Source organism: Planktotalea sp. (genome assembly GCF_039984035.1).
Lineage (GTDB): Bacteria > Pseudomonadota > Alphaproteobacteria > Rhodobacterales > Rhodobacteraceae > Planktotalea.
Map to the genome: position 1 here is coordinate 1 of NZ_JBDWVM010000324.1, position 13,949 is coordinate 13,949.

Consider the following 13,949-nt stretch of genomic DNA (forward strand, 5'->3'; position numbering starts at 1 on the left):
ATTGTGGTTGAAAACCTTGCCTTGGCTGAAAGCGCGGTGCTTTCTGTGGGCTATGAACCGCATTCGCATCAGAATTATGAACCGGGTGCGCGGTTCTATTTCTACGACGAAAACAAAATCGAATTTGAGGTCGTCGCCTACGATTAAGCGCAAGCATCGGGTTGCGCCGACTGGCAGCTAGGCTAGGTTGGCGCGACCTTTGATATCAGGATGCACGCCATGTCTTTCACTCTTGCCACTTGGAACATCAACTCTGTCCGCCTTCGCGAACCGATTGTTTGTAAATTGCTCGAGGAAGAAGGCCCAGATGTTCTGTGTCTGCAAGAATGCAAGTCCCCTGTCGATTTGATCCCGCGCGATGCGTTTAATGCACTTGGCTATACGCACATGGTTGCCCGCGGTCAGAAGGGGTATAATGGCGTCGCAATCTTGTCGAAATTACCGATTGAAGAAGTTGGTTCCAAAGATTTCGCCGACCTAGGGCATGCCCGCCATATCGCAGGTCAGTTGGAAAATGGCGTAACGATCCATAACTTCTATGTGCCAGCGGGCGGCGATGTGCCGGATCGCGACAAGAACGAAAAGTTTGGTCAAAAACTCGATTACCTCACAGAGATGCGAGATTGGTTCAAGGCAGAGCCGCCCAAGAAATCCATCCTCGTGGGCGATTTGAACATTGCTCCTTTGGAAGAGGATGTTTGGGATCACAAAAAGCTGTTGAAAATCGTCAGCCACACACCGATCGAGGTGGAGCATTTCAACGATGTAATGCAAGCAGGCGATTGGCACGACGTCACCCGCAACGATATTCCTGATGGCAAGCTTTATAGCTGGTGGTCCTACCGCGCCAAAGATTGGGATGCGGCAGACAAAGGCCGTCGTCTTGATCATGTTTGGGCCACGGGTGACATCAAGCAAGCAGCGCATTCCAGCCGAGTTGTGCGCGATGCGCGCGGTTGGGAAAAGCCATCTGATCATGCGCCGGTTTTTGCGACGTTTGATCTTTGACAAGCTGCCCTTGCGAAAGCATGGGCGATGGGCCATCTAGAAGGCAACACAGCGACACATAAGGCATGACAGCATGATTGAACTAGGCGGCGGCGCAGAAGCAAACGTTGGCGATCTGATCAAAGACGTGAATGAAAGTAACTTCATGCAGGACGTTGTCGAAGCGTCCCAAGATGTGCCTGTCATCGTTGATTTCTGGGCGCCTTGGTGCGGGCCGTGCAAAACGCTCGGTCCTGCTTTGGAGGCCGAAGTCACAGCCGCCAATGGTGCAGTCAAAATGGCAAAGATCAACGTGGATGAAAACCAGATGATCGCGGGCCAAATGCAGGTTCAGTCCATTCCGACGGTTTTTGCTTTTTACAAAGGCCAGCCGATTGACGGGTTTCAGGGGGCAATTCCTGGCTCTGAAATTAAAGGCTTTGTTGAACGCGTGATCGAAGCGGGGGGCGGTGATGCCTCTGGCGGTCTAGATGCCGCGATTGAAGCTGCCGAAACGATGCTCGAAGAGGGTGATATCGAAGACGCAGCGCAGACATTTGCAGCGATCCTAGAAGAAGATGATCAAAGCGTTGCGGCCTATGCCGGCCTTGCACGTGCGCATCTTACCAAAGAAGAACTCGATGAAGCAGAAGCCGTGCTGAACGGCGTGCCTGCTGCAATTTCTGCTGATGCTTTGATCGAAGCAGCATTCGCCCAACTCGCTCTGGCCCGTCAGGCCGCGGAAGCGGGTCCATTAGCCGAGCTCAGCGCTGCGGTTGAGGCCAACCCTGATGATCTGCAAGCACGCTTTGATCTTGCCTCTGCGCTCAGCGCAAATGAGCAAAACGAAGAGGCGGTTGATGCCCTGCTGGAAATCTTCCGCCGTGACCGTGAATGGAACGATGGGGCGGCCAAAGCGCAGCTCTTTACGATTTTCGATGCGCTCAAGCCCGAAGATCCAATCGTGCTCAATGGGCGTCGCAAATTGAGCTCTATGATATTTGCCTAGGGCCATGCGCGCGCTAGGTTCCAACGTATGAAAAAAATTGGTGATCTCCCGGATATCGTTCCGGCCTTTCCGTTGTCGGGCGCGCTTTTGTTGCCACGCTCGCGCATGCCCTTGCACATCTTTGAGCCACGTTATTTGGCGATGATCGATGACGCGTTGAAAACCCAAGGAAGGCTGATCGCGATGATACAGCCTAACCCCGGGCGTTCAGGGGATGAGAATGGTTTGCACCAGATTGGATGCGCTGGGCGGATCACGCAGTTTTCCGAACTGGAAGATGGGCGATATATGCTCACCCTTGCAGGAATCTCACGGTTCCGCGTTGTGAATGAAGTCGAAGGTTTTACACCTTATCGCCGCGTTAACGTGACGTGGGACGGATTTGAGCGCGATCTGCAAGCGGCATCTGAAACGATTGACTACGATCGCGATGGTTTCTTAAACCTGCTGTCGAAGTATTTCGTGTCCCGTAATCTGGATACAGATTGGGAAACGCTAAAAGACGCAGACGACGAGCTATTGATCAATTCACTTTCAATGATGCTCGAGTTTGAGCCAGAAGATAAACAAGCGTTGCTGGAAGCGCCTAGCCTACAGACACGACGCGAAACATTGGTCACGCTGATAGAGTATTTTCTACGTGGCGGTGATGCAGAGGAAATGATGCAATGAGCATAGACAGCGACGCGCCCGGATTCGACCCTCATATGCTGGAGGCGCTGATTTGCCCGCACAGCTATGGTCGGTTGGAATACGACGCGGAAGCGCAGGAACTCGTGTCTAAAAAGGCCGGATTAGCCTTTCCTATTCGCAACGGAATTCCTGTTATGTTGCTGGATGAAGCGCGTCGACTAGACTGACCTGATCAAAGCTACAGTGGTCTGCCTGTCATCAACTTGGGCAGATCACCTGTCAAACCAGCCGCTTCGCGGATGAAATTCCGACGAAGGCTTGGCATGGAATTGACCAACCCCATCCCCAAATCGCGACCAAGCCGCAGCAACGGGTTATCGTTGGAAAAGAGACGATTGAACGTGTCGGTGGCCACGGCCAGTGTCGTCGTATCAAAGCGGCGCCATTGTTGGTAGCGATCCAAAACAAGGGGTGATGCAATATCTTCACCGCGTCGTTTGGCGAGGATCATCACCTCTGCCAAGGCGGCCACATCACGTAGACCCGCATTCAGACCTTGCCCTGCAATCGGGTGCACGCCGTGTGCCGCATCACCAATAAGTGCGAGGCGCTGGGCGATAAAGCTATCTGCAATGGTGAGATCAAGAGGGTAGGTAAACCGCGTGCCTACGAGCTTGATATCGCCCAAGAAACTCCCGAAGGCTGGGCGCAGGGCATCCAAATAGGCGTCATCGTCAAGCGCTTGAATATGTGCGGCGTTCTCTTCTGTTTCGCTCCAAACAATCGAAGATCGGTTGCCCGTGGGCGGTAAAATAGCAAGCGGCCCAGACGGCATGAAAAATTGATGCGCGATGCCGTTGTGAGGCTTCTCATGCTCAATCGCGCAGACAAGGGCCGTTTGCCCATATCCCCAGCCTTTGCGCTTGATTTTCGCGCGTTCAGCCATGCCGCTGCGGCGACCGTCGGAACCGATCAAAACACGCCCCCGTAGTATTTCACCAGAGGCGAGGGTTACAGATGCGCCTAGTGTGTCGGTGTCTTGTGCAACAACCGTTTCGCCATGACGCACGACGATGTTTTGTTGATCTTCCAGAGCGTTCAAAAAGGCGGGACGTAGATGGCGATCTTGCACCATGTACCCCATCGGACCTTCTTCGATTTCGGCGTGATCAAAATGCAGGAAAAACGGCGACGGACCTTCGCCCGCGCGCCCATCGGTGACTTTGATCTCAAGCATAGGCTCTGCATTGTCATGCAGATCATCCCATAGCCCAATTGCATCCAGCAAACGTTGTGACGTTAGCGCTAGCGCATAGGAACGCCCGTCGAAATCAGCGTTGCTTTTGGTCGCTTTCGGAAGGACGTCGATGACGGTACAGGTGAGCCCGCCTTGCGCCGCAGCCAATGCCATTGCGCAGCCGTTCAAACCGCCGCCGATGATGATGAGATCGCTATCAAATGTCATAAGTTGCAATATGGCTGCGTTGACAGGATTGTCCATGTGCAACTCTGCCGCTACGTTTCGGCAAAGCTAGGAGAGATGCGATGCAAGAATGGTTAACAATGAGCGCCGCAGCGCTTGGGCGCGGAATTGGAGCGGGCGACATTGACCCGATTGCATTGGCGCAAACCTATTTGGATGCAGCAGCGGCCCATCCCATGAGCCATCGTATTTATACATGCCTCACACCTGAACGCGCATTAGCAGAGGCAAGTGCCGCTGCCGCGCGTGCGAAAGCCAAGCAGCGCCTGTCGCCGCTTGATGGTGTGCCGGTCAGCTGGAAAGACTTGTTCGATACAGCAGGAACCAAAACTGAAGCAGGCAGTGCATTGCTGAAGGGGCGCACGCCAGAAGCCGACGCCGAAGTCTTACGCGTTGCGACCGCAATGGGCGCCGTTTGCATCGGCAAAACGCACATGAGCGAATTGGCTTTCTCAGGCTTGGGGTATAATCCAGTGACTGAAACCTCGCCTTGCGTGCATGACCCTGATGCTGTTTCAGGCGGTTCATCCTCAGGGGCGGCTGCCTCGGTAGCCCATAACATTGCGCCTTTGGCGATTGGTTCAGATACGGGCGGATCGGTGCGTATTCCTTCGGTTTGGAATGATCTTGTGGGTCTTAAAACTACATCTGGTCGCTTGACGCTCGAGGGCGTTGTTCCGTTGGTCAAAAGCTTTGATACCATTGGACCCTTGGCGCGCACGGTTGAGGATGCTGCGTTGGCACTGGGCTTGATGGAAGGGACGTCTGGTCCTGACCTCAAGGGTGCAACGTTGGAGGGCAGTCATTTTGCGTTGTTGGAAACGCTTGCGATGGATGATCTTGAAGACCAACCGCGCGCAGCCTTCGAAAGCGCCGTTCAACGGCTGAAAGCTGCGGGAGCCAAAATCACTGTGATCGAAGCGCCCGAAGTGAAGGAGGCAATTTCCCATGCTGGACCGCTTTTCCCCGGCGAGGCCTACGGCATCTGGCGCGATGTAATTGAAGGAAATCCAGACTTGATGTTCCAGCAGGTCTTGGGTCGTTTCCGTGCTGGTGAAAACTTCACTGCACCTGATTTTGTAGCGGCCTGGGAAACTTTGGAAGAGTTGCGCGCAGTTTGGGATGAGCGCATTGCAGGGTTCGACGCGGTGCTTATGCCAAGTTGCCCGATCATGCCCCCAAAGATCGCGGATTTGGCGGTGAATGAGGACTATTACGTTGAGCGCAATCTCACGGCGCTGCGCAATACCCGTATCGGCAACCTGATGGGCAGTTGTGCGCTAACCCTACCAACGGGTCTGCCGAGTTGCGGAATTATGCTCTGCGCGTTGCCGATGCAGGAAGAACGGCTGTTGCGCATCGGGAGCGCGGTTGAGGCGGCTCTGGCCTAAATGCCACAAGTTATTCCAAAACTTGCGATTTTTGTTGGACGAAAGGTGCGCGCTTAGGTTACTTTGGTCTCAAACGGGGCGTTAACGATCCCGATATTGAGGCAGTCAGATATGTTTCCCGAGCGGTTTTCGAACCTTCCGGCCTATGCGTTTCCGCGTTTGCGCGCGCTATTGGACCATCACACCCCCGGCCTTTCGGCGGGTGAAGACGTGATTCATATGACCATCGGCGAGCCAAAACATGCGTTTCCTGAATGGGTTAGCGATGTTCTTGCTGAAAATGTCAGTGGGTTTAACAACTATCCACCGAATGAAGGCGCCCCAGAATTGCTCAGCGCTGCCGCGGGTTGGGTCAAACGTCGCTTTGATGCCGATCTTGATCCTGCCACGCAAGTTATGGCGCTGAACGGAACCCGTGAAGGGCTCTATAATGCGGCGATGACAGTCTGCCCCGAGACCAAGAACGGCAAACAGCCGATCATTTTGTCGCCCAATCCGTTCTATCAGGTTTATATGGTTGCCGCGCTTTCTGTCGGCGCAGAGCCGTATTTTGTGAACGCAAATGCTGCGACCGGTTTCTTGCCGGATTTCGCGGCTTTGCCAGAAGACGTGCTGGATCGCACGAGTATCGCTTACATGTGTTCCCCTTCGAACCCGCAAGGCGCGGTTGCGACAGATACGTTTTGGCGTGACTTGATCACGCTAGCCGAAAAGTATGATTTCAAGATTTTTGCGGATGAATGCTATGCGGAAATCTATCGCGGCGATGCACCGGGTAGCGCGCTGAAAGTCGCGCAAGATATGGGCGCTGATCCTGAACGGGTGATTGCGTTTCATTCACTCTCCAAACGTTCGAACATGCCGGGTTTGCGCTCTGGTTTTGTGGCGAGCGGCCCAGAGACGATCAAACGTATGAAACAACAGCGCGCCTATTCAGGCACGCCTATTCCGATGCCTTTGCAAAAGGTGTCTGAACGCGCTTGGTCCGATGACGAACATGTCGAAGAAAACCGCCAGCTTTACCTTGAGAAGTTTCGTATCGCGGATGACATCTTCGCAAATGTGCAAGGCTACAAAGGACCAGAGGCTGGTTTCTTTTTGTGGCTCCCTGTTGAGGACGGCGAAGAGGCGACACTCAAGCTCTGGAAAGAAACAGGCGTTCGCGTCCTACCGGGCGCATATCTGAGCAAAGACACAGATCAGGGAAACCCTGGCAAAGAATATATCCGGGTCGCCATGGTGGCCCCAAAAGACGAAATGCAGCGCGGTTTGGAAAAAATCCGCGACTGTCTGTTCGCATAATAACGAGGAACGGCGATGGCATATCAGGCACGGGGACGAGATCCACTATTGGACAGCAACATGCAGGCCATGATTGAAAAACGTGGCAAGGAAATGATCGGCGTTGCGCTGATCGTTCTTGGCGTTTTGGCTGCAATGATTGTTGGCTCTTATACGCCAAGCGATCCGAGTTGGTTGTCTGCAACTGATGCACCTGTCCAGAATTATCTTGGTCAGTTTGGCGCATCGATCGCCGCTCCGTTGTTCATGATCGTTGGTAAAGCGTCGTGGGTTATTCCACTTACCCTTCTTGCATGGGGCGTGCGTTTCTTGCTGCACCAAGGCGCGGATCGCGCTTTGTCCCGTCTGATTTTCTTGCCAATTGCTGTCGTTGTTTGCGCGGTTTACGCCTCTTCCTTGTTGCCGGGTGCGACGTGGACACATGCCTTTGGTCTCGGTGGTTTGTTCGGTGACACTGTTTTGGGCGCATTCCTTACGTTTTTGCCTTTCTCCGCCTCCGTTGGGCTAAAGTTGGTCGCGTTTTTGTTGGCGATTGGTGCTGTTGTGATGGTCGGATTTGTTCTGGGCGTCACACGGTCAGAACTAAAAGAAGGCGCGCGTTTCCTCGCGATTGGCATTGTTGTGACCTATGCAATGGCGATGCGCCTAATCGGTAAAGGTGCAAGCGGCGCTTTGGGCGCGGCGAGCGCAATGCAAGCCCGCAAGCAAGAGCAACGCGAAGCTGCGCGCCTAGCCGAAGAAGAAACTGCTGCACGCCGTATGGCTGAAGAACCGCAGATGACAACAGCGGTTGAAGCTGATCCCGTGCTTGAGCCGATTGAGCCAATGGAAGCTGTGCAAGAGGCACCTGTTGTTGAGAAAGAAAAGACAGGTCTTTTGGCGCGCATGCCGTCATTGATTAAGCGACCAGAGCCGATGCCAGAGCCAGAATTGGTAGAGCCTGTTCAAACTGCTGATTATTCCGATATGCCAACAGATGATCGCATCAAAAGCAAGATCTCCGACGTTATCAAAAGCCGTGTGCGCCACGCGCCGAATACGCAAGCGCAACCACGTACAGCCGCACCTTTGACGGCAGCGCAAAAACGTCGCCGTGGTCCAGAGCCGCTTTTGGTCGATACTTCTCAGCCAAATCAACGTGTCGAACCACCTATGACCGCCACACTTATTGCTGAGCCAACGGCAGCTGCCGCGCAAGCGGCTGGCACGCTTGCGTTCAGCTCTGCGCGCATGGAAGCCGCGCCGATGACGAATGTGGTTGAGCCAGTTCTAGAGGCAGCAGCGCCAGCTCTAGAGCCTGCTGCACCGCAAGTTGCACCAGCGCCCGCATTCCTGAGTGCGCAAATGCAAACGCAGCCACCTTTGGAGCAACCCGTTCCGCAAGAACCAATGGCATTGATGCCGACGCATGTTGAGCCAGAGTTGGAGCCGGCACCTGTTGCCGCGCCATTGAAAGTTGCACCAGCAGCCTTTGACGCGATGCCAACGGAACAACTGCCTTCATCAGATTTGCCGACTGCAGAATTGGTGGAAGCGCCGAGTTTTGAAAGCGCGCCGCAAGTGGATGAGGCCGCAATAGCTGCATTCCAATCCGCGCCAGAGCCAGCCATTCCGCATGAAACGCCAAAGAGCGTTGTTCAGCATACACAGCGTAAGCCGGTTAAGCCGTCGTCGCGCGCGAAGGCGGAAGCGCAACCGACGCTCAAGTTCGCCGATAGTGCTGCTGCGTTCGAGCTGCCACCGCTGAACCTGCTGGAAAGCCCGATTGAAATTCAACGCCATCACCTAAGCGATGAAGCGCTTGAAGAAAACGCGCGTATGCTCGAATCCGTATTGGATGACTACGGCGTGAAGGGCGAAATCGTTTCTGTGCGTCCGGGTCCAGTTGTAACGATGTACGAGCTTGAACCAGCACCGGGTTTGAAAGCTTCCCGCGTGATCGGTCTGTCCGATGATATCGCGCGCTCCATGTCTGCGTTGTCTGCACGTGTTTCTACCGTGCCAGGCCGTTCGGTCATTGGTATCGAATTGCCAAATGAGAACCGCGAAAAAGTTGTGCTTCGTGAAATCCTTGCGAGCCGTGATTTTGGCGATGGTCAGCAAAAGCTTCCGCTGGCGCTGGGCAAAGATATTGGCGGCGATCCTATCGTGGCCAACTTGGCCAAGATGCCCCACCTTTTGATTGCGGGTACGACTGGTTCCGGTAAATCCGTTGCGATTAACACGATGATCCTGTCGCTGCTTTACAAGCTGACGCCAGAAGAATGTCGCCTGATCATGATCGATCCCAAGATGTTGGAACTGTCTGTCTATGACGGTATTCCACACCTTCTGTCGCCTGTTGTAACAGACCCTAAAAAGGCCGTTGTTGCCCTGAAGTGGACTGTTGGCGAGATGGAAGAACGTTATCGCAAAATGTCCAAAATGGGCGTGCGTAACATTGATGGCTATAACTCTCGCGTCGCTGATGCGCTGAGCAAGAACGAAATGTTCTCGCGTACTGTGCAGACTGGTTTTGACGACGAGACAGGTGAGCCGATCTTCGAAACGGAAGAGACGCAACCAGAGAAGATGCCATATATCGTCGTGATCGTTGACGAGATGGCTGATCTTATGATGGTTGCCGGTAAAGAGATCGAAGCTTGCATTCAGCGTCTTGCGCAGATGGCGCGTGCTTCTGGTATCCACCTGATCATGGCGACGCAGCGTCCGTCTGTTGACGTGATCACGGGCACAATCAAGGCCAACTTCCCGACGCGTATTTCGTTCCAAGTGACATCGAAAATCGATAGTCGCACAATCTTGGGTGAAATGGGCGCGGAGCAACTGCTGGGTATGGGCGATATGCTCTATATGGCGGGCGGTGCGAAAATCACACGTTGCCATGGTCCATTTGTAAGCGATGAAGAAGTCGAAGAAATCGTAAACCACCTCAAGGCATACGGCCCGCCAAACTATATGAGCGGCGTTGTCGAAGGTCCGTCTGAAGAAGCGGCGAGCAGCATCGATACGGTTCTCGGCCTTGGCGGCAACACGGACGGTGAAGATGCGCTTTATGACACGGCTGTTCAGATCGTGATCAAAGATCGCAAATGTTCCACCAGCTACATTCAGCGTAAGTTGGCCATTGGTTATAACAAGGCCGCTCGGCTTGTGGAGCAAATGGAAGACGAAGGCCTCGTTTCCCCAGCAAACCACGTTGGCAAACGCGACATTCTTGTGCCAGAACAACAATAACGGCGTGCAATTGCCGCTCTCGGTCTTGTGAAAAGCGCGCGGGGTGCAACCGCGCGTTTGAATGATTAGGTGATGGTTATGAAGATTTTTACGCTCCTCCCCGCCGCCGCCATAGTGTTGGCCACCGCGATGCCTGCCGCTGCGCAGAAGATTTCGCTGAATTCGATCTCCCAGTATCTCAATGGCCTGAAAACCGCCAAAGGCGCGTTCACGCAAGTCAATGATGATGGGACCATTGATACAGGGACAATCTACATTAAACGTCCGGGTCGCATTCGCTTTGAATACAATCCACCGAATGGTGCATTGGTTTTGGCGAGTGGCGGAACCGTTGTGATCTTTGATCCAAAAACCAATGAACCACCAGAAAGCTATCCGCTTGTGCGCACGCCCTTGTCGATCATTCTAGAACGTAACGTAGACCTAAATCGCGCGCGCATGGTGGTGGGGCATACCGCTGACGACAAAACGACAACGGTCACAGCGCAAGATCCTGATCATCCCGAATACGGCAATATCCAACTGGTATTCACGGCAAACCCTGTTGAACTACGCCAATGGGTGATCAACGATGATGCGGGCAGCCGCACCACCGTCATTTTGGGAGAGTTGAATAAAAACGCGCAGATGAACAACGCGCTTTTCAATGCAGAGACCGCTATCGCGAACGATAACGATCGCTAGTTACGTGCGAACGCCACATCGGTTCAGCTGCTCGCGGTAATCAAGCGAGCGTTGCCCGACTTCGGATGCGACGCGCATTAGCCAACTTTTGCCGTAGAACGTACCGCGCTTATAACCGGTATGACCCTCGTGATAGGCGAGGTATTGGTTCGTTGCATCATCAAGCGCGATACCGTTGCGTTCGCGCGAAAGGTTCATGTACCAACCCATGAAATCTGACGCGTCGCTGATCCGATCACGTCGCGCGGAACGGCGACCTTGATCAACTTGATATTCTTCCCAAGTTGCATCAAGTGCCTGCGCATAACCAAAGGCAGAGCTCTGACGCCCCATTGGGAGAACGCCCAATGTGTATTTGATCGGAGTGCGCGCATCACCGATAAATTTGCTTTCCTGATACATCGCAGCCATTTGCACATGGACCGGCACGCCCCATTTACGTTCCGTTTTACGGAACGCGGCGATATATTCTGGGCGCTGCTTTGCTATGCTGCACGCGTTGTCTAAGTTTCGGGGCGCGGACGACTTACTGCCGCCTCCGCCGCACGATGCGACCAAGCTTAAAATCACTAGGGCGCGAAAGAATCTGCTCATTGGCCTCTCGCTTTATATGTTTTTTTGTTTTGCCCGTTTTTAGCGCAAAAGTGGCCTCAGCGAAAATGACTTTCGCTTGAACAGGGAGCTTCAGAGAACAATTGCCAGTAGAAGCGGTAATGCAGCAACGGACATGACGGTTGAGGCAACAACAAAACCCGCAACCGCGTCACTTTCACCGCCATATTTCTCGACCAATAGATACGATGTGACTGCGACAGGCATAGATATCTGCAAAACCAGAACGGCTTGAGCGATTTTGTCCAACTCAAACCAAGCCCCGATTGCGAATGCGATGCTGGCGCAGAGAAGGACTTTCAGCAATGACAATATGATCGCTTGCCAAATGCGGCCCGGCTTTAGGCGCGCAACTGCGACGCCAAGTGTGATCAACATCAAGGGGATCGCCATTTGGCCAGTCAATTCGAGCGCATTGGTCAGAAAATCTGGTGTTTTCCAGCCCTGCCAAAGAAACAGGGCCCCGAGCAAAGTGGCCGCGACCATCGGTTCTTTGAGCGCTTTGGTTAGATTGCCGCCACCTGACACGACCCAAATTCCGAAGGTAAACGAAAGGATTGCCATGACGGCGAAAATCACCATGGCGTAGCCCAATCCTTCGCTACCAAATGCGAAGATCGCCAATGGCAGGCCGATATTGCCGGTGTTTCCAAAGACGAAAGGAGGCAAGAATGTTTGTTGGGAATACCCGAAAGCCCAAAAACCCAACGCGCTTATCGCGGTAATCGCTGCATAGGCGACAACACTCGCGAAAAAGAGCTTTGCCAAAGCGTTTGGATCGATTTCTGAGTTCATCAAGGCAGTGAACATCAGGCAGGGAACAGCCAATGTCATCGCAAGTCGCGTGACGAACTGAACGCGATATTCGAAGCCCATGCGAACCCAAACGAATCCAATCAAGGTCAAGATAAATACGGGTGCTACAATTTCGAGAACTGTTAAGATGAGGTTCACAGACTGTTTCCCTAATTTTATGCGGCTTGATTGGACAAAGGCCTCTTGAATTGCGTACTAACCAAATGTAGGGGCTGCAATGCAATGATGACCGCGCACGCAAAATATCACCTGGGGCAAATCGTCCGCCACAAAAAGCACCCGTTCCGCGGCGTGGTTTTTGATGTCGACCCTACGTTCAGCAACACCGAAGAATGGTATGATGCGATCCCAGAGGACAGCCGTCCTAAGCGGGAGCAACCTTATTATCATTTGCTCGCTGAAAACGACCAAAGCTACTATGTGGCCTATGTGTCAGAGCAAAATTTGATAGCGGACTATTCAGGTGAGCCAGTGGACCACCCCGATATCGAGGACCTTTTTGGCCCGATCGAGGATGGTACCTACCCGCTGCACTTTCACCTGAATTAATAGCCGATCGCACATCCATCTTTTCGCGGATCAGATGCGCCCACCAAAATACCGTCTTTTCGGATTTGAATCGATTGCGCGCCGCCAATAGGGCCGTTTGGGATTTCGATTTTGTGACCCATTTCAGCCAGCTGCGCGCGCACAGAGTCGGAATACCCTTTTTCGACCTTCAAGATGTTTGCATCTGCAAAAGAACGCGGCGCATCAATCGCGCTTTGCGCATCCATGCCAAAGTCGCGAATATTTGAGATAAATCGCGCATGTCCGTTAGGTTGGTATGCGCCGCCCATCACCCCAAAGGACATCATGGGAATACCGTCTTCCTTTAACATACCCGGAATGATCGTGTGCATAGGGCGTTTCCCACCAGCGAGCTCGTTTGGATGCCCTTGCTCAAGCGTGAAACCTGCTCCGCGGTTTTGCAGCAGAATGCCGAATTTCTTAGACGCGATTCCCGAACCAAAACCGTGGAAAATCGAATAAATCAGCGACACCGACATGCCATCGCGATCAACGACAGTGATATAGATCGTATCTTTGTGTACCGATTCCGTCAGGGGCGCAGCGGCAGGCATTGCACGATTGGGATTTATCAAAGCGGCAAGTTTCTCAGCCGTTTCGGGCGCGAGCATATGTTCGAGGCGGGTGGTGTGATCTGGATTAGCTAAAAAACGATTGCGCGCATCATACGCTAATTTCGTTGCTTCCGCTTCGATATGGGCCCGTTGTGCGCTGAAAGGGTCCATCGAAGCGATATCAAAGTGCTTTAAAATATTGAGAAGGAGAATCGCTGTAGCGCCCTGACCGTTTGGCGGATGCTCCACGAGATCGACGCCATTGTAATTTCCGCTCACAGGGGTGGTTTGTTCAGATGAGACGTTGGCGAAGTCGTCCGCTGTGTGAACCCCGCCATGTGAGTGCAGCGCGTCAAGCATATCTTGGGCAACTTCGCCTTCGTAGAAAGCCTTTATCCCGTCTTTTGCGACACGGCGCAGGACTTCAGCTTGTCCTTTGGCTACGAAAACCTCGCCCGCTTTGGGAACTTTGCCATTGATCAAGAAATGATCCTTGGCAGCGCCTTGAAGGGCAGATGCGTTTTCAATCCAGTCAAAGGCAACCCGCGGAGCCACGGGTACACCATTCTCAGCGAGCGAGATCGTTGGTTGCAAAAGCGCGTCAAAGCCGAGCTTCCCCCAGGTTTCGCTCATTTTGGAGAAAGCGTGCATCGCGGTTGGGATGGTTACCG

Annotated in this window: 13 protein-coding genes; 9 read left to right on the forward strand and 4 right to left on the reverse strand. The window is 53.3% G+C overall.

The genetic code is table 11. The features are described 5' to 3' along the window. The first annotated feature begins 219 nt into the window (after nucleotides 1–219). The 4 genes from ABJQ89_RS14520 to ABJQ89_RS14535 all read left to right on the forward strand — a co-directional run bounded on the left by ABJQ89_RS14520 (nucleotide 220) and on the right by ABJQ89_RS14535 (nucleotide 2,856). On the forward strand, nucleotides 220–1,008 hold the full coding sequence (locus ABJQ89_RS14520; protein ID WP_348496904.1) for an exodeoxyribonuclease III: 789 nt from the start codon (nucleotides 220–222) through the stop codon (nucleotides 1,006–1,008). Between the two features lie 73 nt (nucleotides 1,009–1,081). After that, nucleotides 1,082–1,996, forward strand: a complete 915-nt coding sequence (locus ABJQ89_RS14525) for a co-chaperone YbbN (protein WP_348496905.1) — start codon at nucleotides 1,082–1,084, stop codon at nucleotides 1,994–1,996. A 27-nt stretch (nucleotides 1,997–2,023) separates the two neighbouring features. Next, the gene (locus ABJQ89_RS14530) at nucleotides 2,024–2,668 is read left to right on the forward strand and encodes an LON peptidase substrate-binding domain-containing protein (protein WP_348496906.1); all 645 of its coding nucleotides are present in this window, start codon (nucleotides 2,024–2,026) and stop codon (nucleotides 2,666–2,668) included. Beyond that, on the forward strand, nucleotides 2,665–2,856 hold the full coding sequence (locus tag ABJQ89_RS14535) for a Trm112 family protein (protein ID WP_348496907.1): 192 nt from the start codon (nucleotides 2,665–2,667) through the stop codon (nucleotides 2,854–2,856). The genes ABJQ89_RS14530 and ABJQ89_RS14535 overlap by 4 nt, the downstream gene beginning before the upstream one ends. Nucleotides 2,857–2,867: 11 nt before the next feature. On the opposite strand, the gene ABJQ89_RS14540 is transcribed toward ABJQ89_RS14535, so the two are convergent. Then, nucleotides 2,868–4,130, reverse strand: a complete 1,263-nt coding sequence (locus ABJQ89_RS14540) for an FAD-dependent monooxygenase (RefSeq protein WP_348496908.1) — start codon at nucleotides 4,128–4,130, stop codon at nucleotides 2,868–2,870. A 44-nt stretch (nucleotides 4,131–4,174) separates the two neighbouring features. Here ABJQ89_RS14540 and ABJQ89_RS14545 point away from each other — a divergent pair, with 44 nt between their 5' ends. From ABJQ89_RS14545 to ABJQ89_RS14560, 4 genes are all read left to right on the forward strand, one after another. Next, nucleotides 4,175–5,503, forward strand: coding sequence for an amidase family protein (locus ABJQ89_RS14545; RefSeq protein WP_348496909.1), 1,329 nt, complete (start codon nucleotides 4,175–4,177; stop codon nucleotides 5,501–5,503). A 111-nt stretch (nucleotides 5,504–5,614) separates the two neighbouring features. Next, the gene (locus tag ABJQ89_RS14550) at nucleotides 5,615–6,805 is read left to right on the forward strand and encodes an aminotransferase class I/II-fold pyridoxal phosphate-dependent enzyme (RefSeq protein ID WP_348496910.1); all 1,191 of its coding nucleotides are present in this window, start codon (nucleotides 5,615–5,617) and stop codon (nucleotides 6,803–6,805) included. 15 nt (nucleotides 6,806–6,820) lie between these two features. Further along, nucleotides 6,821–10,042, forward strand: coding sequence for a DNA translocase FtsK 4TM domain-containing protein (locus tag ABJQ89_RS14555; protein WP_348496911.1), 3,222 nt, complete (start codon nucleotides 6,821–6,823; stop codon nucleotides 10,040–10,042). A gap of 78 nt (nucleotides 10,043–10,120) precedes the next feature. Beyond that, complete coding sequence (locus ABJQ89_RS14560) at nucleotides 10,121–10,726, forward strand: outer membrane lipoprotein carrier protein LolA (RefSeq protein ID WP_348496912.1); 606 nt, start codon at nucleotides 10,121–10,123, stop codon at nucleotides 10,724–10,726. Here the strand turns inward: ABJQ89_RS14560 and ABJQ89_RS14565 are convergent, their stop codons facing one another. Then, on the reverse strand, nucleotides 10,727–11,320 hold the full coding sequence (locus ABJQ89_RS14565; RefSeq protein WP_348496913.1) for a lytic transglycosylase: 594 nt from the start codon (nucleotides 11,318–11,320) through the stop codon (nucleotides 10,727–10,729). Between the two features lie 90 nt (nucleotides 11,321–11,410). Further along, nucleotides 11,411–12,292, reverse strand: coding sequence for an AEC family transporter (locus ABJQ89_RS14570; RefSeq protein ID WP_348496914.1), 882 nt, complete (start codon nucleotides 12,290–12,292; stop codon nucleotides 11,411–11,413). 84 nt (nucleotides 12,293–12,376) lie between these two features. Between ABJQ89_RS14570 and hspQ the strand changes: the two genes are divergently transcribed. Further along, complete coding sequence (hspQ, locus tag ABJQ89_RS14575) at nucleotides 12,377–12,703, forward strand: heat shock protein HspQ (protein ID WP_348496915.1); 327 nt, start codon at nucleotides 12,377–12,379, stop codon at nucleotides 12,701–12,703. On the opposite strand, the gene ABJQ89_RS14580 is transcribed toward hspQ, so the two are convergent. After that, nucleotides 12,700–13,949: gamma-glutamyltransferase (locus ABJQ89_RS14580; protein WP_348496916.1), on the reverse strand; the 1,250-nt coding region annotated here is incomplete at its 5' end. The two genes, hspQ and ABJQ89_RS14580, sit on opposite strands and share 4 nt — an antisense overlap.

Coding starts and splice junctions, on each gene's coding strand:
- ABJQ89_RS14560 (WP_348496912.1), top strand. CDS start 10,121: ATGAAGATTTTTACGCTCCTCCCCGCCGCCGCCATAGTGTTGGCCACC.
- ABJQ89_RS14525 (WP_348496905.1), top strand. CDS start 1,082: ATGATTGAACTAGGCGGCGGCGCAGAAGCAAACGTTGGCGATCTGATC.
- hspQ (WP_348496915.1), top strand. CDS start 12,377: ATGATGACCGCGCACGCAAAATATCACCTGGGGCAAATCGTCCGCCAC.
- ABJQ89_RS14520 (WP_348496904.1), top strand. CDS start 220: ATGTCTTTCACTCTTGCCACTTGGAACATCAACTCTGTCCGCCTTCGC.
- ABJQ89_RS14530 (WP_348496906.1), top strand. CDS start 2,024: ATGAAAAAAATTGGTGATCTCCCGGATATCGTTCCGGCCTTTCCGTTG.
- ABJQ89_RS14545 (WP_348496909.1), top strand. CDS start 4,175: ATGCAAGAATGGTTAACAATGAGCGCCGCAGCGCTTGGGCGCGGAATT.
- ABJQ89_RS14565 (WP_348496913.1), bottom strand. CDS start 11,320: ATGAGCAGATTCTTTCGCGCCCTAGTGATTTTAAGCTTGGTCGCATCG.
- ABJQ89_RS14550 (WP_348496910.1), top strand. CDS start 5,615: ATGTTTCCCGAGCGGTTTTCGAACCTTCCGGCCTATGCGTTTCCGCGT.
- ABJQ89_RS14535 (WP_348496907.1), top strand. CDS start 2,665: ATGAGCATAGACAGCGACGCGCCCGGATTCGACCCTCATATGCTGGAG.
- ABJQ89_RS14555 (WP_348496911.1), top strand. CDS start 6,821: ATGGCATATCAGGCACGGGGACGAGATCCACTATTGGACAGCAACATG.
- ABJQ89_RS14540 (WP_348496908.1), bottom strand. CDS start 4,130: ATGGACAATCCTGTCAACGCAGCCATATTGCAACTTATGACATTTGAT.